Origin of the sequence: Stutzerimonas decontaminans, assembly GCF_000661915.1 — a bacterium.
Classification (GTDB): Bacteria; Pseudomonadota; Gammaproteobacteria; order Pseudomonadales; family Pseudomonadaceae; genus Stutzerimonas; species Stutzerimonas decontaminans.
This window is the reverse complement of the sequence record NZ_CP007509.1, coordinates 4,666,535-4,692,799: the sequence shown is the minus strand read 5'-3', so window position 1 is coordinate 4,692,799 and position 26,265 is coordinate 4,666,535. Positions and strand designations below refer to the sequence as shown.

Genomic DNA, 26,265 nt, shown 5'->3' with positions numbered 1-26,265 from the left:
AGTCTTATCCGACTGTTTCGCTTGGCCATGCACTTTAACGCGACAGAACTGGCTCGCCAATCCGGCGGACTGTATAAACGGGATCTTGCCTGGGGGCATACGACAGGAGGTGGGTGTGGAAGAAGTCATCGAACAGCTGCGCGAGCTCAACGAGCCGGTACCGGTGCCGCTGGAACTGCCAGACGATGATCTGCTGGTGGAAATCGAGGAGCAGCTGCTGATCAACCTGCCGTTCGGCTTGCGTGAATTTCTGCTGCAGGTCAGCGATGTCATCTATGGCCGCCTGGAGCCGGTCACCGCCACCGACCCGCAATCGCATACCTACCTGCCGGAAGTTGCTGCCAACGCCTGGGATGCGGGTGTGCCGCGCGATCTGATCCCGCTCTGTCAGGACGGACGCGACTACTACGTGGTCGATCTGGACGGGGAGGTCACGCTGTGGGATGGCGACGAGGCCGAACTGACCGAGGAAACCTGGGAAACGGTCTGGCATTGGGCGCGCGACGTCTGGCTGGAAAGCTGAGGCGCATGTTCGCCCGCATCTACACGGCGGCAGGGCGGTCGCCTGCTAAGCTGTGCGCCCGCCGGTCACTTCCCGATATCCCATGCTGACTCTGAGCAATCTGTTCCTGTTCATGCTGCTGGCAGCGGCCGGCGCCTGGCTGTGGCACTCCCACGGCATACGCGAGCGCGCGCTGCAGGCGGTGCGCCGGCATTGCAAGAAGGTCGACGTCGAACTGCTCGACGGCAACGTTGCCTTTCGCAAACTGACACTGTTGCCCGACGCGCGTGGTCAGCGCCGGCTCGCCCGTATCTACGGTTTCGAGTTCACGGTCACTGGTGAGCAGCGCCATCCGGGCACCATCACCATGTTCGGTGCGCAGGTCGGTCGTATCGAGCTGGCTGCTCATCCATTTCGGCCCGCCGATGAGCCGGGCCGCGTGATCCAGCTGGACGAGTGGCGCCGTCCCCACGACTGAGCGGCTCAGTCGCCGATACGACAGCCTTCCATGACGCGTTCCAGTTCGGCCTGTGGCTGAGGCTCGCTGAAGATCAGCTCCAACCTCGAATCTTTGCGCCACTCGCTGCTTTTGAAGACCAGCGTATCGCCATCCAGGGCATTGGCCGACTGCCAGCCGTTGCCGCCATGGACGACCAGCTTGGCGCGGCGCCACGGCCACTGCGCCAGGCATCGCGCGAGTTTCTCGAGGTCGAAGCGCTGGCTGGGGTGCCAGCGCCAGCCGATGCTCCAATTCTCCGGGGTCGCCTGTACCTGGCAGATGGGTTTGGCGCGGTCGAGCCAGACCTGCGGCAGCGAGGCCCGGCCCTCTGGTAGTGCGGACGCTTGCGCTTGTTCACTGGCTCGCGCGTCGATGCCCGGCAGTCGATCCACGGGCAACTGCCCTTGCGTCGTCCAGTACAGCGGCAGGCCCGGCAGCTGCTCGGCAAGATGAGCCCGGGCGGAGTCATCGAGCGACTCGCTCTTGTTCATCAGCAGTAGACCGGCGTCCGGCAGCGCCTGCTGCTGGCTATCGGGTAGCGCCTCGCCGCGGCTAAGGGCTTCGGAATCCAGTACCAGCACGACAGGCTGGAGGTGCAATACGGTCTGCCATGGCGGCTGGCCGAGCTGGCGTAGCAGTTGCGCGGGGTGACCCAGGCCGGAGGGCTCGATCAGCAGCCGGTCAGGTTTTGCCTGGCGCAGCAGTCGGCCGAGGCCGACCTGGAACGGCACGCCGTTGACGCAGCACAGGCAGCCGCCGGGGATTTCGGCCAGCGTAACGCCGTCTTCGGCGGTGCTCAGCAGCGCGGCATCCAGGCCAATCTGGCCGAACTCGTTGATCAGCACCGCCCAGCGCTCGTCAGCCGGCTTCTGGCTGAGCAGGTGACGGATCAGGCTGGTTTTCCCGGCGCCCAGCGGGCCGCCGATAAGATGGGTGGGGATCTGTTCGAGCATGGCGGCTATGGTGCGCATTTTGCGACAAGGCTGGAAGGGGCAGAGCCTGCCCGTGATAAAGTCGCGCGATTCGAAGAGGGGTGAAATCGTGCGGTTACCGTTCTTGCTGACAGCCATTTGCGGCGCACTCGTTGCTGGCGACGCCATGGCCGAGGCCTGCGTCATTCACAGCCACGACGATCGCGTGGCGGTGACGCTGTGCCAGGCGAATATCAACATTCCCGCCGAGCTGTTTCGCAGCGGCTTCTGTCAGCCGCAGCTGAAGGACCATGAGGTCAAGGTGGAGTTTGTTGAACAGTGCCCGGACGGTGCGTTCGGTGTCTGCCGCAATGCCCAGGTGTCCAACATGCCCTATCGTCAGGACATCCATTACTACGGTGTCGCCAGCGACGCGCGCTTTCTGCAGCCGGCGTGCGAACAGAACAGTCAGGGAATCTGGGCGAGCGAATAGCGCCAGCCCAGAGGCCATGGGGGTTTCACGTGGAACCTCGGCGAACCTGCGATCAGCGTGCCGGTTTCAGCGTGCCGCAGTCGTCCGAGACCCAACGTGCGTGGGATTCGATTCGTGAGCTGCCAGTCTCGGTGCCCTGGCGATATTCGCTGTCGACGGTGCTGACGAATTCCTTGTTGCTGATAAAGCGTGTCTCACCCTGGCCGCGCGCGTCAGGGCATTCGAAGCGGAACTTCCATATCTTGTCGCTGCGCTCGGTGATTTCCTGCGTGCAGTTCGGATCGTCCTGAAAGGGCAGCTCATCCGCTTCGACCTGCGCCTTGCTCAGGCAAATCTGCACACCCTTGCCGCCAAGCTTGACGCCCTGCGCGGCCAACATTTCCTCCATCATCCGGCGCTGCTCGGCGGGCAGGTTCTGCATCTGGGCGAGCATTGCGTCCATGCCAGGCATCTGCTGTCCATCCACCTGAATGTCGCCGCTGCTGAATTCCCAGAGGCCGGGCAGGATCTTCTGTGCGTGGGCGGGAAGCAGCGTCAGCGACAGGACCGCAAGAACGGCCAGGCGGGGCAGGTGAGTCATGGTTCGGTCTCCGACTATCGATGGTTTTCTCAGCCTAGCCGAGCTTCGATCAGACGGCTTTGTGATCTCGGCAAATTCTCCGGTCGACCGGCTGTAGCGATTGCTCATGGATTTATGTTGTTGAGAAGCGTTAGCATTAAGGCCTGCAGCGCTCATGGGAGGCGGCATGGCAACTGAAGGTATGGTTCGGCAGCAGATGCTGCATCGGCTCTATAGCGATCATCACGGCTGGCTGAACGGCTGGCTGCGGCGCCAGCTGGGCTGCAATCAGCGGGCTGCCGATCTTGCGCAGGATACGTTCGTGCGGGTGATGACTAAGGACGGGGACATGGGCGCCATCCGCGAACCCAGAGCGTATCTGCATACCATCGCCAAAGGCCTGTTGATCAACCACTGGCGCCGCCGGCAGATCGAGCAGGCCTATCTCGATGCGTTGGCGCTGCAACCCGAGCTTGTGGCGCCCTCGCCGGAATCGCAGGCGCTGATCGTCGAAACCCTGCTGCAGATCGACGCCATGCTGGCCCAGCTGCCAGCCAAGGTGCGCAGGGCATTTCTCATGTCGCAACTGCAGGGCATGACCTATGCGGCCATCGCTGCCGAACTCGGCGTTTCCGAACGCATGGTGAAGAAGTACATGGCCCAGGCGATGCTGCATTGCCTGTTGCTGGTGGCGGAGGACTGATGGGCATCGACTACCGTGTGCTGCAGGAAGCGGCGAAATGGTTTGCCGTGCTGCAGTCCGGCGCGGCCAGCCCAGGTGAGCGCCAGGCCTGGGCGGCATGGTTGCAGCAGCCGGAGCATGCCCAGGCCTGGGCCAGGGTCGAGCGCATCAGTGGTCAGTTCCAGCCGCTGGCTAGCGATGCCATTGGACGAAGCGCCGGCGCCATGCTGCACAGCCGTCAGCCGAATCGGCGCCAGGCGCTGAAAGTGCTGTCAGTGCTCTGTGGCGGCGCCGCGCTCAGTCTGGCCGGTGGCTCGCTGCCGTGGCGGCAGTGGGCGGCTGATGAGCGGACCGCCGTGGGTGAGGTGCGCGATCTGCGTCTGGCCGATGGCTCACAGCTGTGGCTGAACACCGATACGGCAGTCGATATCGCCTTTGATACGAATGCACGCTCGCTGGCGCTTTATCGCGGCGAGCTGTTGATCGATGCTCCGGCCAGCCGCCGTGCGCGCCCTTTGCTGCTGAGCAGTCGCGAAGGGCGTGTGCGCAGCGAGCAGGCAGCGCGCTTCTCGCTGCGCCAGGAGGATGGCCGGACGCGTCTGAGCGTATTCACCGGTGTGGTGGATATCCAGCTAGATGGTTTCGCCATCACCAGCGTTGGCGCAGGGCAGCAGGCCGAATTCGACCGCCGTCATGTTGCGCCGCTGGTGGCTGCCCGTGCCGAGCACCAGGCCTGGGCCACTGGCGTCTTGCTCGCCGACAATCAGCGGCTGGAGGACTTTCTTGCCGAGCTGTCGCGTTATCGCCACGGTTACCTCGGCTGTGATCCGCGAATTGCCGACCTGCGGGTAGTCGGGGCCTTTCCCCTGGGCGATACCGAACGCGTTCTGGAAGCGCTGGCGGCGACCCTGCCGGTGCGCATCGAGCGGCGCATGGCCTGGTGGGTCAGCCTTGAACCCGCAGCAAAACGAGCCGACGCATGATGTGATACGGACGCGAATAAAAAATATTCTCATCCGCAGTTCCCTTTCTCGAATCTGGTTGGGCATAGGGCTAAATCCATCATTCGAACAGGAATACCCATGCGCTCGACCGCCTTGCCGTTCATTCCCAATCGCTCTCGTGCCCTGGCACTCGGCATTCGTGCCGCGCTGCTCTGCCTGCCGATGGCCAGCGTCGTGCCCGGCATCGCCCTGGCACAGGCTGCGACCCAACAGGCGGTGCGCAGCTACGACATCCCTGCTGGCCCGCTGTCCAGCGCACTCAGCCGGTTTGCCGGCGAGGCCGGGGTATTGCTGTCGGTGGACGGCAGCCTGCTGCAGGGCCTCGAAACGGACGGGCTGCAAGGCCAGTACGGCGTCGACGACGGTTTCGCCGCGCTGCTGCAGGGCAGCGGCCTGCAGGCCGTACGTGACGGCCAGGGCAACTACTCGCTGGCCCGCCGCACTGCACAGAGCGATGCCGTCGAGCTGCAACCGATGACCGTCGAAGGCTTCGCCCTCGGTAACGCACTGGGTTCGATGGAAGGCTACAACGCGACCCATAGCAGCGTGGCGACCAAGACCAGTATGCCGCTGGTAGAGACCTCGCAGACCGTCTCGGTGGTCACCCGCCAGCAGATCGAGGATCAGGGCTCGCGCTCCATCGCCCAGGCAGTGCGCTACACGCCGGGCCTGATGAGCACGCCCTATGGCGCCACCACTCGCTACGACTATGTCGCCATGCGCGGCATCACCGATGGCTCGGTGGACAACCTCTACCTCGACGGTCAGAAGCTTTTGGGCGACAGCGGCACCTACAGCAGTCTGCAGGTAGACCCGTACTTCATCGAGCGCATCGACATCCTCAAGGGACCATCCTCGGTACTCTATGGCCGCAGCCTGCCCGGCGGCCTGGTGGCGATGACCAGCAAGAAGCCGCAGAAGGAAGCCAGCCGTCAGCTGCAGTTCTCCTACGGCAGCCATGACTACAAGCAGGCCGCCTTCGACTTCACCGGCCCGCTTGATGACGAACGCATCAGCTATCGATTGGTGGGCGTGGCCAAGGATGCCGATACCCAGGTCGATGGCATCGAGGAGCAGCGCTATGCAGTGATGCCGTCGGTAAGCATCGATTTTACCGACGACACCCGCCTGACCCTGCTGGCGATGCTGCAGCGCGATCCGGAGAGCGGCTACCACGGTGGCTTGCCGGCCGACGGCACGGTCACCTCACGAAATGGCCAGCGCATCTCTCGCAGCTTCTTCGAAGGTGACAAGGACTACGAGAAGTTCGAGCGCGACCAGCAGATGGTTGGCTATCAGCTGGAGCATCGCTTCAATGACGTCGTTTCTGCACGGCAGAACTTCCAGTATCTCGACTCGACTGTTGAATCGGGACAGGTTTACCAGTACGGCTATGTAGCGCCCGGCTCCGATGACCTGGTGCGCTACTACACTGGTGCGGACGAGGCACTGCACGCCTGGACAATCGATAACCAGCTGCAGTTTCTTTTCGATACCGGTGCGCTTAGCCACACCGTCGTAACAGGCCTCGATTACCAGCGGCGCAAGGCGAAGGTCGTCTATGACGCCGCCTATGGCCTGCCCTCGATCAACCCTTACACCGGTGCGGTCGGTGCCGGCAGTCCAGTGTTCTACCACCAGTACGACGAAACGCGCGAGCTGGAGCAGACCGGTCTTTACGTGCAGGATCTGATCAGCTTGGACAACTGGCGCTTCTCCCTGGGGGTTCGCCAGGACTGGGTGGATGTGTCCTTCGACCATACCAATGACGCGAGCTACGGCGATCAGTCCGATAGCGCGAAACTCGAGCAGTTCACCGGTCGTGTCGGCGTGCTCTACGCCTTCGACAACGGCCTGTCGCCCTACGCCAGCTATTCGGAGTCGTTCAACCCCAATGCCACTGCGGCCTACAACGCCAACGGCAGCGGCGGCTTCGACATTACCTTGCTCGATCCTACCGAGGGCGAGCAATACGAAGTGGGTGTGAAGTATCAGCCGTTGGGCACCGACGATCTCTACACCATCTCCTACTTCGACCTGAAGCAATCCAACCTGGCGAACAAGGATTCCAACGAGAACTTCTACCGTGCGGTCGGCGAGCTTACCTCCAAGGGTGTGGAAGTCGAAGCGCGCCTGCGGCCCATCGAGCAGGTCAACCTGATCGCCAGCTACACCTACATGGACGTCGAGTACTCCAAGGATTTCACCGGTGCTGCTGGCGTCAACAACCGCGGCAACACGCCTAACGCGGTGGCGCGCAACATGGCTTCGTTGTGGACCGACTACACCTTCGATCATGGACCGCTGGCCGGTCTGCAGGTGGGTGGTGGTGCGCGCTACTTCGGCAAGAGCTGGGCGGACGCGGAGAATACCCTGCGCATCCCGTCCTACACGTTGTACGACGCCATGGTTGGCTACGACCTTTCCCGCGTGTGGCTGCAGGGGGTTGGCGTGCGCCTGAACCTGAACAACCTCACCGACGAGAAGTATGTCGCCGCGTGCAACAGCCTGAGCCAGTGCTACTACGGCGAGGCGCGCAATGTCATGGCTACCGTGACCTACGACTTCTGATCAACGCTGAGCTGCCGCCGGTCCCCAAAGGCCGGCGGCTTTGTGCTTTCTGAAAGACGGACAACCGACGATGCGTTCGATTCTTGTGCTTGTGCACCGCTACATCGGCCTGGCCACGGCGATCTTCCTGTTCCTTGCTGGTATCACCGGCAGCATCCTGGCCTTCCACCACGAACTGGACGAATGGCTCAACCCCGAGTTCTACCACACCACCAGCGAGGGGCCGGTGCTGGCGCCGGGGACACTGGTGGAGCGGGTCGAGCAGGCCAACCCGCGCATGCAGGTCTGGTACATGGAGTTCCCCAGCGAACCCGGCCACGCCGCGCTGATGGCGCTGGTGCCGCGCAACGATCCGGCGACCGGCAAGCCCTATGACGAACGACCCGTGGTGCATTACCTCGATGCGGTGACCGGCGAGCCGGTGGGTACGCGCTATTGGGGCGAGTGCTGCTTCTCGCGCAAGAACTTCGTGCCCTTCATTCTCGAGTTCCACTACAACCTGTCGCTGCCGGGCAACTGGGGGCTGTGGTTGATGGGAATCGTGGCGATCGCCTGGGTAATCGATTGCTTCGTCTCGCTGGTGCTGACCTTCCCTCGCGGCCGGCCGTTCTTTTCCAAGTGGTGGACGGCCTGGAAGATCAAGCGTCAGCGCATGAACCATGACGTGCACCGCGCCGGCGGCCTGTGGCTGTGGCTGCTGCTCACGCCAGTGGCGGTCAGCAGCGTGGCGATGAACCTGCCGGAGCAGGTGTTCAAGCCGGTGGTCTCACTGTTCTCCCCCGTTGAGCCGAGCGTCTACGAGGCCCGCGGGCGGATGCCGGCCGAGCAGTTGGGCACGACCGCCTATGACTTCCATCAGGCGTACGACTACGCCATGCAGCACGCCGCCGAGCTCGGCCTGACCGAAGCGATCACCGAGCTGTACTACAGCTTCGAGTACAACTTCTATGGCGCCGGTTTCGGCGAGCACGACAGCAATCAGGGCAATGCCTGGCTGTTCTTCCACGGCACCGACGGGCGCCTGCTCGGCCAGGAGATTCCTGGGCAGGGCACGCTGGGGCAGCAGTTCCACCTGCTGCAACCGGCGATCCACGGCGGGCGCATTCTCGGCCTGCCGGGGCGCATCCTGATTGCAGTGTTGGGTGTGGCGATTGCAGTACTGTCAGTCACTGGGGTGGTGATCTGGTGGCGCAAGCTTTCGGCGCGGCGGCAGACCGCGGCGAGACGCGGCGCGGTGGCAGAGGCGGGCTGAGAGGCTGTATGAGCTGTGGTGACGGCAGGCCTGTGGCCTGCATTCGCCGCGAGGGCGCGCCTCCCACTGGTTAGGTGTGGAAGCCGGGCATGTAGGGCTGCCGGTGCAGATTCTGATCGGCATGCTTGGGCTTGGGCCTGGCGATTGCAGTACTGGGCTTACACGGCTCAGTGTGCACGGTCCGTTGTTCGTGGCAGGCCTGACCCCGGGGCGAAGCTGTCGCTGTCGGCGCCGATCGGGTGCTGCTGAGCGGCCTGCAGTCGGCTTCGGTAACGACCACTACCCCCGGACTAGGGTGCCCGGCTGATCAGCTCCGGCAACTGCTCGGCAAGCTTCTGTACCCGCAGCGGTGCGCGGATAAAGCCCCGCTGACGGCCGTCCGGGCCGATCAGGACCAGATTGCCGCTGTGGTCGACGGTGTAATTCTCCTTGCTGGTGTCGCCGGGGATGAAGGGAATGCCAACCCCATTGGCCAGGGACTGGATATCGTCCAGCGGGCCGGTCAGCCCCTGGAAGCCGGCGTTGAAATAGCCGAGGTATTCCTTGAGCTGCGCGGGCGTGTCGCGGTTGGGGTCGACACTGACCAGGATGGTGCGCAACTCGCCGCGTACCGCGTCCGGCAGCATGCCGTTGAGCTGGCGCAGCTCGGCCAGGGTAGTCGGGCAGATGTCCGGGCAGAAGGTGTAGCCGAAGAACAGCAGCGTCCACTGCCCTTGGAGTTCATCCAGCTTCACCGTTTCGCCATCCTGATTGGTCAGGCTCAGTGCAGGCACCGTGCGGCTCTGCGGCAGCAGGACGATGCCGGCATCCAGCAATTGGGTGGGGTCAAGCTGGCGCTGGCTGTTGAGCACCTTGGAAACCGTCAGCCCGACGACCAGCGCGATCAGCGCAACGAGGATGAAGACGGTTTTCTGGATGCGGGTCATGGGCGTCCTTAAGGCTGCTGCTTAGAAATCGAGCAGCAGATAATGATCAACCAGCAGCGCGATGAACAGCGCGAACAGGTACCAGATGCTGAATTTGAAGGTCTTGATTGCCGCATGTGGCCGGCTGTCGCGGTACAGCGCGATGGCCCAGTAGAGGAAGCGCGCGCCCAGAACTGACGCGGCGGCGAGGTACAACGGGCCGCTCATGTGAATGGCGAACGGCATGAAGCTGACCGCCAGCAGCATCACCGTGTACAGCAGGATGTGCACCTTGGTGTAGTGCACGCCGTGGGTGACCGGCAGCATCGGTACGTTGACCTTGGCGTACTCGTCCTTGCGATGGATGGCCAGGGCCCAGAAGTGCGGCGGCGTCCAGGCGAAGATGATCAGCACCAGCAGCAGCGGCTCGGCGGTGACCTGGCCTGTCACCGCAACCCAGCCGAGCAGCGGCGGTGCGGCGCCGGCCAGGCCGCCGATGACGATGTTCTGCGGCGTGGCGCGCTTGAGAAAGCCGGTATAGATCACCGCGTAACCGATCAACGAGGCCAGCGTCAGCCAGGCGGCGAGGGCGTTGGTGAAGGTCAGCAGCAGGGCCAGCCCGCTGACGCCGAGGACGAAGGCGAAGGTCAGTGCCGCCGCCGGCGAGACCCGGCCTTCGGCCAGGGGTCGCTTGTGGGTGCGAGCCATCACCGAATCGATCTGCCGGTCCACCACATGGTTCACTGCCGCCGCGCCGCCGGCGCACAGGGCGATGCCGAGGTTGCCGAACAGCAGCACCGTCCAGGGCACGCCGGCGCGGGTGGCGAGGAACATGCCCACCAGCGAGGTGATGAGCATCAGCAGCACCACCTTCGGCTTGGTCAGCTCCAGGTAGTCGCGCCAGCTGGCCTGGGCGCTGCGTTCGCTGAGTAGAGTCGCCATGGGGGTTCTCCTTGTGGTCATGCGCGGGGCAGATTGAGCTGCCCCGTCGTGTTCGAAATCGTCGCCGCCTTGGTCTGCCGAGCCGCATGCGCGGGCTGGCGCAGCCGGTAATTGACCAGTACCAGCACCAGCAGCAGCGCTGCACCGCCGCCGTTGTGCGCCACTGCGACCGCCAGCGGCAGATTGAGCAGTACATTGCTGATACCGAGACCGACCTGCAGCGCCAGCGCGGCAACGAGCAACCCGGCCAGCCGGCCGAGGCCGCGGCGCCAGAGCATGGCAGCGAGCAAGAGCAACACCAGCGTCACGCACAGCGCGCCGATCCGGTGGGTAAGGTGGATGGCGGTGCGTGCCTCGCCGTAGAGCAGGCCGCCGAGGTAGTTCGGCCCGATGTCGTGATGGGTCAGGTTGAAAGCGTTGGCGAAGTCCATCTGCGGCCACCATTCGCCGTGGCAGGTGGGAAAATCGGTGCACGCCACCGCTGCATAGTTGCTGCTGACCCAGCCACCGAGGGCGATCTGGGCGATCACCGCGAGCAGGGCGAAGCCGGCGAATCTGGGCAGGCGACTGTCGATGGCTGGCAACGGAGCAAATGCGCCGGACAGCCTCAGGCACAGCAGGAACAGCAGGCTGAGTGTGGTGAAACCGCCTAGCAGGTGCGCGGTGACCACCTGCGGCCAGAGCTGCAGGGTCACCGTCCACATGCCGAAGATGGCCTGGGCGATGACAACCGCGAGCAGCAGCAGCGGCAATTTCACAGGTTGGCCGAGTTCGGCCCGGCGGCGGACGGCCTGCACCGCCATGGCGAGAATCACCAGGCCCAGCGCACCGGCGAAATAGCGATGAACCATCTCGTTCCAGCCCTTGGCCACCTCCAGCGGTGCATCGGGAAAGCGCAGCGCGGCGATGTTCTGCTTGTGCTCACTCATCGGCACGGCGAGAAAACCATAGCAGCCGGGCCAGTCCGGGCAGCCGAGGCCGGCGTGGGTCAACCGCGTATAGGCGCCGAGCAGCACGACCACCACCGCCAGCAGCGTGGCGATCAGGGCGAGGCGGTATCCGGGTTTGGCCATCGGTTTCTCCTTGGGCGGCCAGTTTGGGACCGCAGCGAAACGGCAGAGTGCGTCAGCCGATCTGCGAGATCTTCAGCAGGTATTTCAGGTCGTCGAGAATCGCCTTGCCGTCGGCGCCGACGTCGTAGCGCAGCACCAGATTGCCGTGGGGGTCGACGATCCACAGCTGGGGCGCGGCTGGTGCCTCGGGGTTGCGGGCATAGACGGCGGCGTCCAACGCATGGCGTTGCAGCTGCGGGTATTCGCGACGCAGACGCTGTTCGTAGGCCTCGTCCAGCGCCGTCGCGCTGGCCAGGGCGTGGCTGGCGCGGGCCGCTTCGCGGGCCAGGCCGATATTGATCTGCCGGGCCAGGTAGACCAGTTGCTGGCATTGGGTCTCGCAACCCTGCGGCGCGGTGACCAGCAGCTCCCAGCGCTGGTCGGCATTGACTGCAGTGACGCCGATGGCCGCGCGGTCCTGGCCGTTGGCGATCAGCACGCCGTCATAGCTGCGGCTTTCCGGCACCCAGAAGCCGAAACGGTACATGGCCGAGGCCAGCAGCATCGGCCCCAGCACCACGCCGATGATCAGCAGCAGTTGCAGCCGACCGCGGCCGCGTTTCCCTTCACCGCTGGAGAGGGTTGGATTCATCGTGCTCACTGCGCTTCCCCCGTGCCTGATGCACACCGAAATAGATGAACAGCGCCAGCAGCGCCGCCGCCAGGGCGAACCACTGCACGGCATAGCCCAGGTGCTGTGATGGGCTCATGCTGGTGATGGCCCAGTCGGCGCGGTAGGCGCTTGGGCCGGGTTCCAGGCGCAATTCATGGATCAAGCCTTCGCGACCGGCCTGCTGCCACATCGCCTCGATGTCCACATGGTTGATCAACCGGGGCCAGCCCTCGGCCGTGCGATGGCTGAAGACGAATGGCTTGCCCGGCGGCACGTAGACCCAGGCGGCGAGCTTCAACGGCTGCGTCGGCGTGTCGAAGGCCGGCGGCACGCGGCGGTCCGGCCAGGGAATCCAGCCGCGGTTGACCATCACCCAGCGGCCGCTGAGTTCGTCATGGAAGGGTTGCAGCAGCTCGACGCCGACCTGGCCGTCGCGGGTGCGGCTGTCGAGCAGAAAGCTGTGTTCGGCATCGAAGCGACCCTGCAGATGGACGCGGGCGAAGGCCGGATCGTTGAGCCGTTCGATCTCGTGCGGCGCCAGCGGTGCGGCCTGCTGACGAGCTTCCTGGCGCTCCAGCAGTTCGCGCTTCTGTTCGCCGCGCTCCAGCTGCCAGAAGCCCAGCCAGACCAGTACCGGCAGCATGGCCAGCACCAGCAGGGTAGGCAGCAGCCCCGGCCTGAAGCCGCTCATGCCCGGCAGCCTGATGTGTCGATACGGCTGGCTATACTCCACCCCCAATACCCCTGTCGTGGAATCGCTCATGCTCAAGGCGGCGATCGTTCTGTTGTTAGTGGCCACGCTGGTCAGTCTGTTCAGTGGGTTGTTCTTCCTCGTCAGGGATGAGGGCCGTACCTCCCGCGTGATCACGGCCCTGTTCATTCGCGTCACCCTCAGCGCGCTGACCGTTGCGCTGATCGGCTGGGGTTTCTATACGGGGCAGCTGCGCCCCGCCTTCGGTTTCTGATTCGCTAGATCACATAGACGAAGACGAACAGCGCGATCCACACCACGTCGACGAAGTGCCAGTACCAGGCCGCCGCCTCGAAACCGAAGTGCTGCTCCGGGCTGAAGTGCCCGCGCAGGATGCGCACCAGCATCACCGTGAGGATGATCGCGCCCATGGTCACGTGGGCGCCGTGAAAGCCCGTTAGCATGAAAAAGGTCGCGCCGTAGATGCCCGAGCCCAGAGTCAGCCCGAGTTCGGTGTAGGCATGTACGTATTCTTCGATCTGCAGGACCAGGAACGCGGCGCCGAGCAGCACGGTCAGCGCCAGGCCGATCTTCAGGTGCTGGCGATTGTTCTTGCGCAGCGCGTGGTGCGCCCAGGTCAGGGTGAAGCTGGAGCTGACCAGCAGGATGGTGTTGATCAGCGGCAGGCCCCAGGCGCTGATGGTGCCTTCCGGTGCCGGATAGAGCTTGGGATCTGGGGTGTTGAGCAGTGGCCAGGTGTATTCGAAGTTGGGCCAGAGCATGTTGCTGATGCCCTTGTCGCCTTCGCCGGCGAGCCAGGGGCCAGCCCAGTAGCGGATGTAGAACAGCGCGCCGAAGAAGGCGAGAAAGAACATCACCTCCGAGAAAATGAACCAGCTCATGCCCCAGCGGAACGAGCGGTCCATCTGTGCGCTGTACAGCCCGGCGCGGCTTTCCTTCACCACGGCACCGAACCAGCCGAACATCATGTAGGCGATCAGCAGCGCGCCGACGAAGAAGATCAGCGGTCCGTTGGACGAATCACGTGCGGCCTTGAGGTCGTTGAACCAGCTGCCCAGGCCATAGAAGGTGACCAGCAGGGCGATGGTGGCGATGATCGGCCATTTGCTTTGATCAGGGACGTAGTACTGCTCGTGGGTGGTCTGTTGGCTCATTGCAGACTCTCCTTGGCCGGGGCCGATGTGGCGTTGGCGGCCACTGGCGGCTGGCGGGACGTTATGTCGAACAGCGTGTAGGCGAGGGTCAGGTTGTGCACGTCGGCGGGCAGGTCGCGATCGACGATGAACCGCACCGGCATCTCGATGCGCTCGCCCGGCTGCAACACCTGCTGGGTGAAGCAGAAGCACTCGGTCTTGTGAAAGTAGGCGGCGGCCCGCGACGGCGAGACGCTGGGAATCGCCTGGGCGGTCATCGGCTTGTCGGTGGGGTTGTAGGCGACGAAGCGGATCTCCTGGCTGGCGCCCGGGTGCACGCTGATCTGGTCAGCCTGCGGGCCGAACTGCCATTGCATATCGGCGGCGTTGGTGGCGAGGAACTGCACCCGCACCGCGCGCGCCTCGTCGGCGCTCTGCACGCCAGTGTAGGCGCCAGCGGTCTTGCCGTTGATGCCGAAGGCCTGGCACATGACGTCGTAGATCGGTACCAGCAGGAAGCCAAAGCCGAACATGGCGATCACGACGAATACGAGGCGGCGGACCAGGCGGCGAGTGGACAGGGACTCGTTCATGGCAGTCTCCCCGTTTGATGGTGGTCGACCTGGCAAGCCCGGCCGGGCCCGCCAGCGAGCCCGTGTTGCCTGCTCACGGCGTCAGCTCCCCGCCGGTGCCCTTGCGGTGTTCGTGCACATCGCTCATGTCCGGCGGCGTCTGGAAGGTGTGGTAGGGCGCCGGCGACGGCACGCTCCATTCCAGGCCCTCGGCGCCGTCCCAGGGTTTGGCCGGTGCCGGCACGCCACCGCGGATGCATTTGATGACGATGAACAGGAACAGCAGCTGCGTGGCGCCGAACATGAAGGCGCCGACGCTGGAGACCATGTTGAAGTTGGCGAACATCATGTTGTAGTCAGGGATGCGCCGCGGCATGCCGGCCAGGCCGACGAAGTGCATCGGGAAGAACGCCAGGTTCATACCGACAAAACTCATCCAGAAATGCAGCTTGGCCAGGGTTTCGTCGTACATGTGCCCGGTCCACTTCGGCAGCCAGTAGTAGGCCGAGGCGAAGATGCCGAAGATCGCCCCCGGCACCAGCACGTAGTGGAAGTGCGCCACCACGAAGTAGGTGTCGTGGTACTGGAAGTCCGCCGGGGCAATGGCCAGCATCAGCCCGGAGAAGCCGCCGATGGTGAAGAGGATGACGAAGGCCACGGCGAACAGCATCGGCGCCTCGAAGGTCAGCGAGCCGCGCCACATGGTCGACACCCAGTTGAACACCTTCACCCCGGTGGGCACGGCGATCAGCATGGTCGCGTACATGAAGAACAGCTCGCCGGTCAGCGGAATGCCGACGGTGAACATGTGGTGTGCCCAGACGATGAAGGAGAGGAAGGCGATGGCGCCGGTGGCGTAGACCATCGAGGTGTAGCCGAACAGCGGCTTGCGGCTGAACGCCGGGATGATCGAGCTGACCGCGCCGAACGCCGGCAGGATCATGATGTACACCTCGGGGTGGCCGAAGAACCAGAACACGTGCTGGAACAGCACCGGGTCGCCACCGCCGGCGGCGCTGAAGAAGCTGGTGCCGAAATGGATGTCCATCAGCATCATGGTCACCACGCCCGCCAGCACCGGCATCACCGCGATCAGGAGGAAGGCGGTGATCAGCCAGGTCCAGACGAACAGCGGCATCTTCATCAGCGTCATGCCTGGCGCGCGCAGGTTGAGGATGGTGGCGATCACGTTGATCGCGCCCATGATCGAGCTGATGCCCATCAGGTGGATGGCGAAGATGAAGAAGGTCACCGACTCCGGCGCGTAGGTCGTCGATAGCGGCGCATAGAAGGTCCAGCCAAAGTTCGGTCCGCCGCCTTCCATGAACAGCGTGCTCACCAGCAGGCCGAAGGCCGCCGGCAGCAGCCAGAAGCTGAAGTTGTTCATCCGCGGCAGCGCCATGTCCGGCGCGCCGATCATCAGCGGGATCATCCAGTTGGCCAGGCCGACGAAGGCCGGCATCACCGCGCCGAAGACCATTATCAGGCCGTGCATGGTGGTCATCTGGTTGAAGAATTCCGGCTGCACGATCTGCAGCCCCGGCTGGAACAGTTCGGCGCGGATCACCATCGCCATCGAGCCGCCGAGCAGGAACGCGCAGAAGCTGAACCACAGATACATCGAGCCGATGTCCTTGTGGTTGGTGGTCAGCAGCCAGCGCGAGAGCCCCTTCGCCGGCCCGTGGTGGTGGTCATGCCCGACATGACCATGGTCGTCGATCACTGCACTCATCACCTGATCCTCTTACTGGGTGGCTTCTTCGGCCTGTTTGAAGTCGAGCACGTCTTTCGGCGTGACCATGTCGTCGGTCTTGTTGCCCCAGGCGTTGCGCTCGTAGGTGATGACCGCGGCCAGATCGACCTCCGACAGCTGCTTGCCGAACGCCGCCATGGCGGTCCCCGGCTTGCCGTTGACCACGATGTCGATGTGCGCCTCGATGTCGCCGGTGGCGATGGCCGAGCCCTTGAGGGCCGGGAACATCGGCGGGATGCCTTCGCCGCCGGCCTGGTGGCAGGAGGCGCACGCGGTCTGGTAGACCTTCTGGCCGCGCTCGGAGAGCTCTGCCAGCGTCCATTCCTTGCTGGTCAGTTCGGCCAGCTTGGCGGCTTCGGCCTTCTTCTCGGCGAGCCAGGTGGCGTAGTCCTCCTGCGACTTGACCTCCACCACCACCGGCATGAAGCCGTGGTCCTTGCCGCACAGCTCGGTGCACTGGCCGCGGTAGATGCCGGGCTGCTCGACGCGGGTCCAGGATTCGTTGATGAAGCCGGGGATGGCGTCCTTTTTCACCGCCAGATCCGGCACCCACCAGGAGTGGATGACGTCGGCCGCGGTGATCAGGAAGCGCACCTTGGCGCCGACAGGGATCACCAGCGGCTCGTCGACTTCCAGCAGGTAGTGCTCGCCCTTGGGCGCCTGGTTGTTGATCTGTTCGCGCGGCGTGGTGAGGTTGCTGAAGAATTCCACATCCTCGCCCAGATACTTGTAGTGCCACTTCCACTGGTAGCCGGTGATCTGCACGTCGACGTCGGATTCGCTGGAGTCGTAGATGTGGATCAGCGTGCGCGTCGCCGGGACCGCCATACCCACCAGGATCAGCAGCGGGATGACCGTCCAGAGCACCTCGACGCGGGTGTTCTCATGGAAGTGAGCGGAATGCTGACGCTTGGAGCGGCGGTGCGCGATCATCGAATAGATCATCACGCCGAACACCAGCAGGCCGATGACCACGCAGATCCAGAAAATCGCCATGTGCAGATCGAACACCGACCGACTGACGTCGGTGGCACCGGAGCGCATGTTCACGTCCCAGGCCGCCTGAGCCTGGCCGAATATTGCCCAAAGCCCAAGCCCCATCCAGATGCATGGATGTCGAGACATTGCGGGTTCCCCTTATGATTCTTGTTATCCCGCCGACCGCCATCGCACCGCCGAAAATCGGCTGGCCGGGGAAACCATTCCCGTCATGCCAGCTACGTTTTCGATCAGTCCGATTCTGCCCAGCACGACCACCGAAACGCTCGGGGTTGAGCTGGACGCTTGCACGCGCAGTCGGAACTCAATCAGGTACGCCTACGATTCGGAGTATAGACAGCGATCGCACTCTCGCAATTTAAGCGCGGGGAGTGTCTGGCTCGGGCTGTGCGGGGGCATCGTTCTTCTTCACGCCGCGCAGGTTCATCAGCGCCAGGCAGACCTGCAGCGTAATCAGCGCCCAGGCCTCGGCATGCCAGCCCCAGATCACCCACAGCAGGTTGCTCAGCAGGAAACAGCAGAAGCCGACGAAACGCCGCCCAGGTTGTAGCGAGCCGATCAGCCAGGCGGCGATCACCGTGACCACCATGGCCGGCCATTGCAGCAGATCGATCCAGTCCACGATGCCTCCGGTGCAGGAATACAGGGATTGGTGCGACAGCGGGTTGGGATAGTTCCTTGCGGGCGCGCCTGGCGGACGGGCGCGACGACCGAGGACGATGGGCTGCGTCATCGACCCCGTACCGCAATGCATCCCTGCGTTGCGGTGGATGGGTGAAGCGCCATCCACCCTACGACCGCCGATCCGCTGCGTAGGGGGAAAAACCGCGAAGCGTTTTCTACGCGTTTGCCCCCTCCTGCCTGCGGACGTGACTCCACCTACATCCACTGATCCGCCGCGTAGGGTGGAAAACTGCGAAGCATTTTCCACGCGTCTGATGGCACCCGCGCGCAGCCCAGGCCGGGCCCCAGCACGATGAGTGGCAGTATGCGTCACGGTGGATGGATGACGCGGCATCCATCCTAGGCCCCTACCGTCGGGCAACCGCTCAGATCAGGCTCAGCTGCTGACCAGGCGGCGCGAAAAGGCTGCAATCCAGGCCGTAGTTCTGATCCCGTCGGTTGAAACCCAGCCGCTTGCAGGCCAGCTGAAAACGCTGGGCCAGCAGCTGGGCGAACTGGCCTTCACCGCGCATGCGACTGCCGAAGCGGCTGTCGTAATCCTTGCCGCCACGCGACTGGCGTACCAGGCTCATGACATGGGCGGCGCGCTGCGGAAAATGCTCCTGCAGCCAACCTTCGAACAGCTCGGCCACCTCATGCGGCAGGCGCAGCAGCACGTAGCCCGCGGAGCGCGCACCGGCTTCGCGGGCGGCTTCGAGCATCCGCTCCAGCTCCATGTCGTTGATCATCGGAATCATCGGCGCACACATCACGCTGACCGGCACGCCGGCTTCGTGCAGCGTGCGCAATACCCGTAGGCGCGCCGTCGGTGAGGCCGCGCGTGGCTCCATGATGCGTTTGAGCTCGTCGTCCAGGGTCGTGAGGCTGACCGACACGCTCACCAGCCGCTGCTCGGCCAGCGGTACCAGCAGATCGAGATCGCGCAACACCAGCGAACCCTTGGTGATGATGTGCACGGGGTGCTTGAAACGCAGCAGGACTTCCAGCGCCTGGCGCGTCAGCCGCTGCTCGCGCTCGAGTGGCTGATAGGCATCGGTGTTTACCCCCAGCGCGATCGGTTGCGGCACGTAGCCCGGCTTGCTCAGCTCGGCCTCCAGCCGCTCGGCGAGGTTGGTCTTGGCGATCAGTTTCGTTTCGAAATCGATGCCGGGTGAGAGATCCCAGTACGCGTGCGTCGGCCGTGCGAAACAGTAGATGCAACCATGTTCGCAGCCGCGATAGGGATTTACCGAGCGATCGAAGCCAACATCCGGCGATTGGTTGCGCGTCAGCACCGATTTGGCGATCTCGCGGCGCACCTCGGTGGCGCGGGTCGGCGGCACGTCCTGTTCCCAGCCATCGTCATAGGCCTCGCTGCGCATGGGCGCGAAGCGGTTGTCCGGGTTCACCGCCGTACCGCGGCCGCGTGGTGTAGAAATGGGCAGGGTCATGGTCGTGGCCAAATGCTGTTTATATATACAGTAAACGGCTCGTCGACCGCGCGCCAGCCCAACTGATCGATGGCAACCGCTACCGCCCGTCGGTTGCCTCGGGAACATTTGCTTACAGGTCCGGACAAAGGAGGCTGATCGGGCGAGCGCTGTGCTTCCGCGCTTCCCGAATTGGAGCCGGCCGGCAAACAACAAAAGGATGATCAGGGCGCCTCCGGCGACCGATCCGGCAGTACCGGCATTGCACTCCAGTGCACTTCAGCTTCCAGCCACTGCCGACAGTCAGGAGCAGACCATGCATCCCACCGGTTCCTTACACACCCGGGAAAACAACTTCGATTTCCTGCGCTTCTTCGCCGCTGCTCTGGTGCTGTTCGCCCACAGCTACCCGCTGGTCGGCCGTCGCGAAGACGAACCACTGACGCTGCTGACCGGCTATGAGAAGGGCGGCTCGATCGCCGTCGGCATCTTCTTCGTCATGAGCGGCTACCTGATCGCCTCGTCCTGGCTGGCCAGCAGCAGTCCGAAAAGCTTTCTGATAAAGCGAGCGCTACGCATCTTTCCGGCGCTGATCGTCGCGGTATTGCTCTCGGCCTTCGTCATCGGGCCACTGGTCACGCAGTTCGACCTCGCGCGCTATCTGGCCGCCGACGGCACCTGGACCTATCTGCAGAACATCCTGCTGGTGACGCGCTACGAACTGCCCGGCGTATTCACCGGCAATATCTATCCGGACGTGGTCAACGGCTCGCTGTGGACGCTGCCGCTGGAAGTGCTGATGTACATCGGCGTGATGATTCTCGGGCTGACCGGTTTCCTCAAGCGCCGGCTGATCTTCCTGCCGATCGCCGTGCTCGCGGTCGGGCATTTCTGGCTGCTGGGCAAGCTGGGAATCGAGTCCTACTTCATCAAGAACATCTTCAAGCTCGGCCTGCTCTACTACAGCGGCTCGGCACTGTTTCTCTATCGCGACGACATCCCCTGGCGCGGCTGGATCGCGGCGCTGCTGTTCGCCGCGCTGCTGGCGACCTTCCGTACCGATATCGGCCCGCTGGTGTACTTCGTCGCGCTGCCGTACCTGGTGCTCTACCTGGCCTACGCGCCGTTGCCGCTGATCTCGCGTTTCGGCAAGTACGGCGATTTCTCCTATGGCCTGTATATCTACGCCTTCCCGTTCCAACAGCTGACCATCTACCTTTTCGGTCCGCAGGTCGGCGTGCTCGGCCTGACGCTGATCGCCTTTGTGCCGACGCTGATCCTCGCTGCGCTGTCCTGGCACCTGATCGAAGCGCCGGCGATGAAACTCAAGCGTCTGTTTGCTTCGCCACCGCAGCCGGGACGGGCGACGCCGAAGGTCGAGGGCTGAGAGGCCATATCGACCGCAACAGCCAGAAGCTGAAAAGCATCGCCCCGGGGGCGGGCCTCCCACCAAAGCAGCATGTGCACACCACAACCTGTGGGAGGCGCGCCCTCGCGGCGAAGTGGGCCGTAGGCCTGCCCAGTCCTCGAACAGCAAGCTTTTAGCCGAGGCGGCGTACCTGCAGGTCACGGTAGCCGGCTACGGGATCGCCCAGTAATTCCAGCTGCGCAGCAGCGGCCAGCTCGCGAGCGCGCCAGTAGAGAAAGAAATCGGTGGCGAAGAAACCATCGCAATGGCCCATTACCTCGGCCATTGCACGCGCCAGCGGAGCGAATTTGTCGGGGCTGGCAGCGACCAGCGCCGCGTCGATCAGCCGATAGTCTTCGCCCCGAAACGAACCCTCATACCAGCGGCGAATTTCATGCGAGCCGGCACATTGCTCGTGCCAGACCGCGGCGAGTTCGGCCTGGCGTGCTGCCGAAACGGCCTGGGGATGGTAGAGCGCCGCGAGCGCGTCGGGTGAATGCATGGATACCGCCTTGCGCTGTCCGGCGCGGCTGTCTCCGGTGCCGCAGGGGACTTCGTACAACTCGCAGCGGGAGCCATGCAGCGCCGCGGCGATCCGCGCCAGCAGCAGTTGTTCGGATGCGCTGTCGCCGTGCCAGACCGTCACGGCCGGGGCGGGGCTGGGTAGCTCGGCTAGCCAGAGTGCATCAGCCGCCAGATCGTTGGCGAAGGCCGGGCGCGGAGTCACCTCAGCGGGCCAGACCTGTTCCCAGAATGCGGCGCGAGCAGCGCAAGGTGCGCTGTCCACGTCGCTCAAAGGCCCGACGGCCAGGTCGTCGCGCAATACCCGCACCTTTACATCGGGCTCGTGCCTGGCCAGCAGCGCACGCACGCTGTCGCCAGCCAGATCGCCGCAGGTCAGGTGCAGCACGGCGGCTATTCCGGCTTCTTCAACTTCGGATTAGGGAAAAACTGCACCGACTGCACCTGCGGGTCGGCCGGCTTGGGCTGGACCTTGTTGACCCGCGTGCCGAGCTCCATGGGTACCGAGATGCCCTGGGCGTTGAGGGTATCGGCGTAGCCGCAGATCACGCACTCGCGATGCGGCACGCCGTCGACGTCCCACATCTTGATGCAGTCCGTGCCGCTGCACGCCGGGCATACGGCCCCGGCGATGAAGCGTTTGGTGGTGACTCGGGATACTTCGTTGCTCATGCCGCGGCCTCCGCTACCAGCCCGAGGTGGCGCAGCAGGGCGTCGATGGACGGCTCGCGGCCTCGGAAATCGACGAACAGTACCATCGGCTCCTGCGAGCCGCCACGGGCGAGGATCGCCTCGCGGAAGGCGCGCCCGGTCTCGGAGTTGAACACGCCTTCTTCCTCGAAGCGCGAGAAGGCGTCGGACGACAGCACCTCGGCCCACTTGTAGCTGTAGTAACCGGCCGCGTATCCGCCGGAGAAGATGTGCGCAAAGCTGTTGGGGAAACGGTTGTAGGCCGGCGGGCGCATCACCGAGACCTCGTCGCGGATGTGCTCGAGCACCTGCAGCACGCTGCGACCGTCACCGTGGGTGGCATGCAGTTCGAAGTCGAACAGGGAGAACTCCAGCTGGCGCGCCATCATCATGCCGGACTGGAAGTTCTTCGCCGCCAGCATCATGTCCAGCTTGTCCTGCGGCAGGCGCTCGCCGGTCTGGTAATGACCGGAGATATGCGCCAGGCCCTCTGGGTCCCAGCACCAGTTCTCCATGAACTGGCTCGGCAGTTCCACCGCGTCCCAGGCCACGCCATTGATGCCCGAGGCGCCGGCGTGCTCGACCTGGGTCAGCAGGTGATGCAGGCCATGGCCGAACTCGTGGAACAGCGTGGTGACTTCATCGTGGGTCAGCAGGGCCGGGCGTTCACCCACCGGCGGGGTGAAATTGCAGACCAGGTTGGCTACCGGCGTCTGCAGCGTGCCAGCAGCGGTGCGGCGCTTGTCGCGGGCGCCATCCATCCAGGCGCCACCGCGCTTGTTCGGGCGCGCGTAGAGATCGAAGAAGAAGCGTCCGACGTGCTGACCGTTCTCGGTGATCTCGAACAGGCGCACTTCCGGATGCCAGCCGTCGAACTGCTCCAGCTCGTGGATCTCGATGCCGTACAGGCGCTGGACGATGCAGAACAGCCCGGATAGGACCTTGTCGATCGGGAAGTAGGCGCGTAGTTCTTCCTGGTTCAGGCTGTAGCGCTGCTGGCGCAGTTTCTCGGCGTAGTAACCGAGGTCCCAGCTCTGCAGGTCGTCCAGTCCCTGTTCGGCGGCGAAGGCGCGCAGTTCGGCCAGGTCGCGCTCGGCGAACGGCTTGCTGCGCACCGCCAGGTCACGCAGGAAGCTCAGCACCTGCTCGGTGGATTCGGCCATCTTGGTCGCCAGCGACAGCTCGGCGAAGTTGCCGTAGCCGAGTAGCCCGGCCAGCTCGTGGCGCAGCTCGAGGATCTCGGCCATTACCGGGCCGTTGTCGAACTGCCCGGCATTCGGGCCCTGGTCCGAGGCGCGGGTGCAGTAGGCGGCGTAGACCTCCTCGCGCAGGTCGCGGTTGTCGGCGTAGGTCATCACCGCGTAGTAGCTGGGGAATTCCAGGCTGATCAGCCAGCCGTCCAGATCCTTCGCCTTGGCTGCCTCGGCCATCTGCGCCTTGGCCGAGTCTGTGATGCCCGCCAGCAGGCTCTCGTCCGTGATGTGCCGGGTCCAGCCCTGGGTGGCGTCCAGCAGCTGGTTGGAGAACTTGCTGCCCAGCTCGGCAAGCTTCATCTGGATGGCGCCGAAGCGTTGCTGCTCGACCGGCGGCAGGTCGATGCCGGACAGGCGGAAGTCACGCAGCGAATGCTCAAGGATGGTCTTCTGCGCCACCTCGAAGCCAGCCGCCGCGGGGCTCGCGGCCAATGCCTGGTAGGCCTCGAACAGCGCGCGGTTCTGTCCGAGTTCGGTGTAGTAGGCCGACAGCTTGGGCAGGCAGGCCTCATAGGCGGTACGCAGCTCCGGGCTGTTGCACACGGAGTTGAGGTGGCTGACCGGCCCCCAGGCGCGCGCGAGGCGATCGTTCAGTTCGTCGAGGCCGACCACCAGGGTCTGCCAGTCGAGGCTGTCGGCCGGGCGGCTGAGCAGTTCCTGGATCGCCACGCGGTTGTCACCGAGGATGGTGTCGATGGCCGGCTCGACGTGCTCCGGGCGAATCTCGGAGTAGGGCGGCAGGTCGAAATCTTGCAGCAGGGGATTGTTCGCGCTCACGGGGGACACCTTGTGACGAAGAGGATTGCAGGCCGCTCACTGGAGCGAGGCTGGACAGGCCAGCGCGCAGGCAGATGTCCTAGATGGACGCGCTGCCGCGCTTTTTCAACGCCGGGCGACGAAACGGGCCGCCGGGCAAGCAGCCGGTAGTTAACTCTGACCACGGCAGGCGGCATGCTGCTCAGCATTGGTCCGCAGCGGCAATGGCGGCCATCTTAATTACAATCGGCCCTTCCCGCAGCCAAAGAGGTTTCTATCGTGGCGATACGCAGCTTCCAAAACAGCACTCCGACACTGGGCGAGCGCGTGTTCGTCGACGACTCCGCGGTGCTTATCGGCGATATCGAGATCGGCGCCGACAGCTCGGTTTGGCCGCTGACGGTGATCCGCGGCGACATGCACCGCATCCGCATCGGCGCGCGCTCGAGTGTTCAGGACGGCAGCGTGCTGCACATCACCCATGCCGGGCCGTACAACCCGGGCGGCTTTCCGCTGACCATCGGCGACGAAGTCACCGTCGGGCACAAGGTCACGCTGCACGGTTGCACCTTGGGCAATCGCATTCTGGTGGGCATGGGTTCGATCGTGATGGACGGCGTGGTGGTCGAGGACGAAGTGATCATCGGTGCCGGCAGCCTGGTGCCGCCGGGCAAGACGTTGGAAAGCGGCTATCTCTACGTTGGCAGCCCGGTAAAGCAGGCCCGTCCGCTGACCGAAAAAGAGCGCAGCTTCTTCAGTTACACCGCCGGCAACTACGTGAAGCTCAAGGATCAGCACATCGCTGAGCGCGGCTGATCCTGCTCACTTGGCGAACAGCTGACTCATGTCCTTGAACGCCTTGAACTCCAGCGCATTGCCGCAGGGGTCGAGCAGGAACATGGTCGCCTGTTCGCCGACCTGGCCCTGGAAGCGCACGTAGGGCTCGATGACGAAGCGCGTGCCCCGCGCCTGCAGCCGCTCGGCCAGCGCCTCCCATTGCTCCCAGCCAAGCACCACGCCGAAATGTGGCACCGGTACGTCGTGGCCATCCACCGGGTTGCTGTGGGCTGCTTCCTGATGCGGCATCTTCGGTGCTTCGTGGATCACTAGCTGGTGACCGAAGAAATCGAAATCCACCCAGTGCTCGCTGCTGCGGCCCTCGGCGCAGCCGAACGCCTCGCCATAGAAGGCGCGCGCGGCGGCCAGGTCGTAGACGGGAATGGCGAGATGAAAGGGCGAAAGCGTCATAGGTGGCACTCCTGGGCATGGGACGCTTCGAGTCTAGAGCCTTTTTTCGCCGATCGGCCTACCCTGCAGCAGACCGGAGACGAAAGGAGAGCCGTCGATGCGTGCCATGTTGCTGGAAATAACGGGCGAACCGCTGCACTTGCGTGACATTCCCGAGCCGCAACCCGGCCCTGGGGAGCTGCGGGTCAGAGTGCTGGCCTGCGGCGTCTGTCGCACCGACCTGCACGTGGTGGATGGCGAGCTGCCGGCGGCGCCGCTGCCGATAATTCCCGGCCACGAAATCGTTGGCCGCGTCGATGCGCTGGGCGAAGGCGTCAGCGGTTTCGAGCTGGGCCAGCGGGTCGGCATTCCCTGGCTCGGGCATACCTGCGGCACCTGCAGCTACTGCCAGCACGCCGAGGAAAACCTCTGCGACGCGCCGCAGTTCACTGGTTACACCCGGCCCGGCGGCTATGCCGAATACGTGGTGGCCGACGCGCGCTTCGCCTTCGACCTTGGCGAGCAAGGCGATGCCGTGGCACTGGCGCCGCTGCTCTGCGCCGGGCTGATCGGCTGGCGCTCATTGGTCAAGGCCGGCGACGGCAAGCGTCTCGGGCTGTACGGCTTCGGCGCCGCGGCGCATATCGTCATGCAGGTGGCGCGCTGGCAGGGGCGTGATGTCTACGCCTTCAGCCGCCCGGGCGATGTGGCCGCGCAGGACTTCGCCCGTTCGCTGGGTGCGGTTTGGGCCGGGGATTCAGGGGAGCTGCCACCGGTGCCGCTGGATGCGGCGATCATCTATGCACCGGCCGGTGAGCTGGTGCCGGCGGCGCTGCGAGCCGTGCGCAAGGGCGGCCGGGTGGTCTGCGCCGGCATCCACATGAGTGATATTCCGAGCTTCCCCTACGACATCCTCTGGCAGGAGCGCGAACTGGTCTCGGTGGCCAACCTGACCCGCCAGGACGGCCTGGAGTTCTTCCCGGTCGCCGCCCAGGTCGGCATCCATACCGAGACCCATGCCTACCCGCTGGAACAGGCCAACCAGGCGCTGGATGACCTGCGCCATGGGCGCTTTCAGGGTGCTGCGGTGCTGGTGCCGTAA

At 64.4% G+C, this 26,265-nt stretch carries 28 protein-coding genes; 11 read left to right on the top strand and 17 right to left on the bottom strand.

Going from position 1 to position 26,265, the window contains the following annotated elements:
* Window positions 1-115: 115 nt before the first annotated feature.
* Both UIB01_RS21620 and UIB01_RS21615 read left to right on the top strand, forming a co-directional pair.
* Entirely contained in the window at window positions 116-523 is a 408-nt protein-coding gene (locus UIB01_RS21620; RefSeq protein WP_038665189.1) for an SMI1/KNR4 family protein, read from the top strand.
* Between the two features lie 82 nt (window positions 524-605).
* Window positions 606-980, top strand: a complete 375-nt coding sequence (locus tag UIB01_RS21615) for a DUF3301 domain-containing protein (protein ID WP_038665186.1) — start codon at window positions 606-608, stop codon at window positions 978-980.
* A 5-nt stretch (window positions 981-985) separates the two neighbouring features.
* On the opposite strand, the gene UIB01_RS21610 is transcribed toward UIB01_RS21615, so the two are convergent.
* Window positions 986-1,954 (bottom strand): GTP-binding protein, encoded by a 969-nt coding sequence (locus UIB01_RS21610; protein WP_500812327.1) that lies wholly within the window; start codon window positions 1,952-1,954, stop codon window positions 986-988.
* 88 nt (window positions 1,955-2,042) lie between these two features.
* Between UIB01_RS21610 and UIB01_RS21605 the strand changes: the two genes are divergently transcribed.
* Complete coding sequence (locus tag UIB01_RS21605; protein WP_038666072.1) at window positions 2,043-2,405, top strand: hypothetical protein; 363 nt, start codon at window positions 2,043-2,045, stop codon at window positions 2,403-2,405.
* 52 nt (window positions 2,406-2,457) lie between these two features.
* On the opposite strand, the gene UIB01_RS21600 is transcribed toward UIB01_RS21605, so the two are convergent.
* A complete protein-coding gene (locus tag UIB01_RS21600; protein ID WP_038665179.1) occupies window positions 2,458-2,985 on the bottom strand; it encodes a DUF3617 domain-containing protein in 528 nt (175 codons plus the stop codon).
* Between the two features lie 166 nt (window positions 2,986-3,151).
* Between UIB01_RS21600 and UIB01_RS21595 the strand changes: the two genes are divergently transcribed.
* The 4 genes from UIB01_RS21595 to UIB01_RS21580 all read left to right on the top strand — a co-directional run bounded on the left by UIB01_RS21595 (window position 3,152) and on the right by UIB01_RS21580 (window position 8,473).
* Complete coding sequence (locus UIB01_RS21595; RefSeq protein ID WP_038666068.1) at window positions 3,152-3,667, top strand: sigma-70 family RNA polymerase sigma factor; 516 nt, start codon at window positions 3,152-3,154, stop codon at window positions 3,665-3,667.
* On the top strand, window positions 3,667-4,629 hold the full coding sequence (locus UIB01_RS21590) for a FecR domain-containing protein (protein ID WP_038665176.1): 963 nt from the start codon (window positions 3,667-3,669) through the stop codon (window positions 4,627-4,629). The genes UIB01_RS21595 and UIB01_RS21590 overlap by 1 nt, the downstream gene beginning before the upstream one ends.
* A gap of 99 nt (window positions 4,630-4,728) precedes the next feature.
* Window positions 4,729-7,221 (top strand): TonB-dependent siderophore receptor, encoded by a 2,493-nt coding sequence (locus UIB01_RS21585; RefSeq protein WP_038665173.1) that lies wholly within the window; start codon window positions 4,729-4,731, stop codon window positions 7,219-7,221.
* A gap of 70 nt (window positions 7,222-7,291) precedes the next feature.
* Complete coding sequence (locus tag UIB01_RS21580; RefSeq protein ID WP_038665171.1) at window positions 7,292-8,473, top strand: PepSY-associated TM helix domain-containing protein; 1,182 nt, start codon at window positions 7,292-7,294, stop codon at window positions 8,471-8,473.
* A gap of 290 nt (window positions 8,474-8,763) precedes the next feature.
* On the opposite strand, the gene UIB01_RS21575 is transcribed toward UIB01_RS21580, so the two are convergent.
* From UIB01_RS21575 to UIB01_RS21555, 5 genes are read right to left on the bottom strand one after another with little or no spacing between them, the layout of a single operon-like run.
* Window positions 8,764-9,399, bottom strand: coding sequence for an SCO family protein (locus UIB01_RS21575; protein ID WP_038665169.1), 636 nt, complete (start codon window positions 9,397-9,399; stop codon window positions 8,764-8,766).
* Window positions 9,400-9,420: 21 nt separating this feature from the next.
* A complete protein-coding gene (cyoE, locus tag UIB01_RS21570; protein ID WP_038665166.1) occupies window positions 9,421-10,320 on the bottom strand; it encodes a heme o synthase in 900 nt (299 codons plus the stop codon).
* Window positions 10,321-10,337: 17 nt separating this feature from the next.
* Window positions 10,338-11,393 carry a COX15/CtaA family protein gene (locus tag UIB01_RS21565; RefSeq protein WP_038665163.1) on the bottom strand — a complete coding sequence of 352 codons (1,056 nt, stop codon included), beginning with the start codon at window positions 11,391-11,393 and terminating at the stop codon, window positions 10,338-10,340.
* Window positions 11,394-11,445: 52 nt separating this feature from the next.
* Window positions 11,446-12,024, bottom strand: a complete 579-nt coding sequence (locus UIB01_RS21560) for a PA_0111/PP_0108 family redox-active disulfide protein (RefSeq protein WP_038665160.1) — start codon at window positions 12,022-12,024, stop codon at window positions 11,446-11,448.
* A complete protein-coding gene (locus UIB01_RS21555) occupies window positions 11,999-12,736 on the bottom strand; it encodes an SURF1 family protein (protein WP_038665157.1) in 738 nt (245 codons plus the stop codon). The genes UIB01_RS21560 and UIB01_RS21555 overlap by 26 nt, the downstream gene beginning before the upstream one ends.
* Before the next feature lie 70 nt (window positions 12,737-12,806).
* On the opposite strand from UIB01_RS21555, the gene UIB01_RS21550 reads away from it, so the two are divergent.
* The gene (locus UIB01_RS21550; protein ID WP_013984507.1) at window positions 12,807-13,010 is read left to right on the top strand and encodes a twin transmembrane helix small protein; all 204 of its coding nucleotides are present in this window, start codon (window positions 12,807-12,809) and stop codon (window positions 13,008-13,010) included.
* A gap of 4 nt (window positions 13,011-13,014) precedes the next feature.
* Here the strand turns inward: UIB01_RS21550 and UIB01_RS21545 are convergent, their stop codons facing one another.
* The 6 genes from UIB01_RS21545 to UIB01_RS21520 all read right to left on the bottom strand — a co-directional run bounded on the left by UIB01_RS21545 (window position 13,015) and on the right by UIB01_RS21520 (window position 19,328).
* A complete protein-coding gene (locus UIB01_RS21545) occupies window positions 13,015-13,911 on the bottom strand; it encodes a cytochrome c oxidase subunit 3 (RefSeq protein WP_038665151.1) in 897 nt (298 codons plus the stop codon).
* The gene (locus UIB01_RS21540) at window positions 13,908-14,483 is read right to left on the bottom strand and encodes a cytochrome c oxidase assembly protein (protein WP_038665149.1); all 576 of its coding nucleotides are present in this window, start codon (window positions 14,481-14,483) and stop codon (window positions 13,908-13,910) included. The genes UIB01_RS21545 and UIB01_RS21540 overlap by 4 nt, the downstream gene beginning before the upstream one ends.
* A 73-nt stretch (window positions 14,484-14,556) precedes the next feature.
* Window positions 14,557-16,194, bottom strand: coding sequence for a cytochrome c oxidase subunit I (ctaD, locus tag UIB01_RS21535; RefSeq protein ID WP_038665146.1), 1,638 nt, complete (start codon window positions 16,192-16,194; stop codon window positions 14,557-14,559).
* Window positions 16,195-16,206: 12 nt separating this feature from the next.
* Window positions 16,207-17,340, bottom strand: coding sequence for a cytochrome c oxidase subunit II (gene coxB / locus UIB01_RS21530; protein ID WP_038665143.1), 1,134 nt, complete (start codon window positions 17,338-17,340; stop codon window positions 16,207-16,209).
* Window positions 17,341-17,572: 232 nt separating this feature from the next.
* Window positions 17,573-17,803, bottom strand: coding sequence for a hypothetical protein (locus UIB01_RS21525; protein ID WP_305119417.1), 231 nt, complete (start codon window positions 17,801-17,803; stop codon window positions 17,573-17,575).
* A 460-nt stretch (window positions 17,804-18,263) separates the two neighbouring features.
* Window positions 18,264-19,328 (bottom strand): PA0069 family radical SAM protein, encoded by a 1,065-nt coding sequence (locus UIB01_RS21520; RefSeq protein ID WP_038665137.1) that lies wholly within the window; start codon window positions 19,326-19,328, stop codon window positions 18,264-18,266.
* Between the two features lie 295 nt (window positions 19,329-19,623).
* On the opposite strand from UIB01_RS21520, the gene UIB01_RS21515 reads away from it, so the two are divergent.
* Window positions 19,624-20,694, top strand: coding sequence for an acyltransferase family protein (locus tag UIB01_RS21515; RefSeq protein WP_038665134.1), 1,071 nt, complete (start codon window positions 19,624-19,626; stop codon window positions 20,692-20,694).
* Window positions 20,695-20,848: 154 nt separating this feature from the next.
* Here UIB01_RS21515 and UIB01_RS21510 read toward each other — a convergent pair whose 3' ends face one another.
* From UIB01_RS21510 to prlC, 3 genes are read right to left on the bottom strand one after another with little or no spacing between them, the layout of a single operon-like run.
* Window positions 20,849-21,625: a DUF1835 domain-containing protein gene (locus tag UIB01_RS21510; RefSeq protein WP_038665131.1), complete on the bottom strand. Its 777-nt coding sequence runs from the start codon at window positions 21,623-21,625 to the stop codon at window positions 20,849-20,851.
* A gap of 5 nt (window positions 21,626-21,630) precedes the next feature.
* Complete coding sequence (locus UIB01_RS21505; protein ID WP_038665128.1) at window positions 21,631-21,909, bottom strand: YheV family putative zinc ribbon protein; 279 nt, start codon at window positions 21,907-21,909, stop codon at window positions 21,631-21,633.
* A complete protein-coding gene (gene prlC, locus UIB01_RS21500) occupies window positions 21,906-23,957 on the bottom strand; it encodes an oligopeptidase A (RefSeq protein ID WP_038665124.1) in 2,052 nt (683 codons plus the stop codon). The genes UIB01_RS21505 and prlC overlap by 4 nt, the downstream gene beginning before the upstream one ends.
* 258 nt (window positions 23,958-24,215) lie before the next feature.
* On the opposite strand from prlC, the gene UIB01_RS21495 reads away from it, so the two are divergent.
* The gene (locus UIB01_RS21495) at window positions 24,216-24,752 is read left to right on the top strand and encodes a gamma carbonic anhydrase family protein (RefSeq protein ID WP_015278940.1); all 537 of its coding nucleotides are present in this window, start codon (window positions 24,216-24,218) and stop codon (window positions 24,750-24,752) included.
* A gap of 6 nt (window positions 24,753-24,758) precedes the next feature.
* Here the strand turns inward: UIB01_RS21495 and UIB01_RS21490 are convergent, their stop codons facing one another.
* The gene (locus tag UIB01_RS21490) at window positions 24,759-25,184 is read right to left on the bottom strand and encodes a VOC family protein (protein ID WP_015278939.1); all 426 of its coding nucleotides are present in this window, start codon (window positions 25,182-25,184) and stop codon (window positions 24,759-24,761) included.
* 97 nt (window positions 25,185-25,281) lie between these two features.
* On the opposite strand from UIB01_RS21490, the gene UIB01_RS21485 reads away from it, so the two are divergent.
* A complete protein-coding gene (locus UIB01_RS21485; protein WP_015278938.1) occupies window positions 25,282-26,265 on the top strand; it encodes a zinc-dependent alcohol dehydrogenase family protein in 984 nt (327 codons plus the stop codon).

Bases quoted from the DNA above. Each gene is read 5' to 3' on its own strand.
- UIB01_RS21550 (WP_013984507.1), top strand. From the start codon at position 12,807: ATGCTCAAGGCGGCGATCGTTCTGTTGTTAGTGGCCACGCTGGTCAGT.
- ctaD (WP_038665146.1), bottom strand. From the start codon at position 16,194: ATGAGTGCAGTGATCGACGACCATGGTCATGTCGGGCATGACCACCAC.
- UIB01_RS21520 (WP_038665137.1), bottom strand. From the start codon at position 19,328: ATGACCCTGCCCATTTCTACACCACGCGGCCGCGGTACGGCGGTGAAC.
- UIB01_RS21585 (WP_038665173.1), top strand. From the start codon at position 4,729: ATGCGCTCGACCGCCTTGCCGTTCATTCCCAATCGCTCTCGTGCCCTG.
- UIB01_RS21615 (WP_038665186.1), top strand. From the start codon at position 606: ATGCTGACTCTGAGCAATCTGTTCCTGTTCATGCTGCTGGCAGCGGCC.
- UIB01_RS21485 (WP_015278938.1), top strand. From the start codon at position 25,282: ATGCGTGCCATGTTGCTGGAAATAACGGGCGAACCGCTGCACTTGCGT.
- UIB01_RS21610 (WP_500812327.1), bottom strand. From the start codon at position 1,954: ATGCTCGAACAGATCCCCACCCATCTTATCGGCGGCCCGCTGGGCGCC.
- cyoE (WP_038665166.1), bottom strand. From the start codon at position 10,320: ATGGCGACTCTACTCAGCGAACGCAGCGCCCAGGCCAGCTGGCGCGAC.
- UIB01_RS21565 (WP_038665163.1), bottom strand. From the start codon at position 11,393: ATGGCCAAACCCGGATACCGCCTCGCCCTGATCGCCACGCTGCTGGCG.
- UIB01_RS21505 (WP_038665128.1), bottom strand. From the start codon at position 21,909: ATGAGCAACGAAGTATCCCGAGTCACCACCAAACGCTTCATCGCCGGG.
- UIB01_RS21490 (WP_015278939.1), bottom strand. From the start codon at position 25,184: ATGACGCTTTCGCCCTTTCATCTCGCCATTCCCGTCTACGACCTGGCC.
- UIB01_RS21590 (WP_038665176.1), top strand. From the start codon at position 3,667: ATGGGCATCGACTACCGTGTGCTGCAGGAAGCGGCGAAATGGTTTGCC.
- UIB01_RS21595 (WP_038666068.1), top strand. From the start codon at position 3,152: ATGGCAACTGAAGGTATGGTTCGGCAGCAGATGCTGCATCGGCTCTAT.
- UIB01_RS21600 (WP_038665179.1), bottom strand. From the start codon at position 2,985: ATGACTCACCTGCCCCGCCTGGCCGTTCTTGCGGTCCTGTCGCTGACG.
- UIB01_RS21525 (WP_305119417.1), bottom strand. From the start codon at position 17,803: ATGGTGGTCACGGTGATCGCCGCCTGGCTGATCGGCTCGCTACAACCT.
- UIB01_RS21515 (WP_038665134.1), top strand. From the start codon at position 19,624: ATGCATCCCACCGGTTCCTTACACACCCGGGAAAACAACTTCGATTTC.
- UIB01_RS21540 (WP_038665149.1), bottom strand. From the start codon at position 14,483: ATGAACGAGTCCCTGTCCACTCGCCGCCTGGTCCGCCGCCTCGTATTC.
- UIB01_RS21545 (WP_038665151.1), bottom strand. From the start codon at position 13,911: ATGAGCCAACAGACCACCCACGAGCAGTACTACGTCCCTGATCAAAGC.
- UIB01_RS21555 (WP_038665157.1), bottom strand. From the start codon at position 12,736: ATGAGCGGCTTCAGGCCGGGGCTGCTGCCTACCCTGCTGGTGCTGGCC.
- UIB01_RS21560 (WP_038665160.1), bottom strand. From the start codon at position 12,024: ATGAATCCAACCCTCTCCAGCGGTGAAGGGAAACGCGGCCGCGGTCGG.
- coxB (WP_038665143.1), bottom strand. From the start codon at position 17,340: ATGTCTCGACATCCATGCATCTGGATGGGGCTTGGGCTTTGGGCAATA.
- UIB01_RS21580 (WP_038665171.1), top strand. From the start codon at position 7,292: ATGCGTTCGATTCTTGTGCTTGTGCACCGCTACATCGGCCTGGCCACG.
- UIB01_RS21575 (WP_038665169.1), bottom strand. From the start codon at position 9,399: ATGACCCGCATCCAGAAAACCGTCTTCATCCTCGTTGCGCTGATCGCG.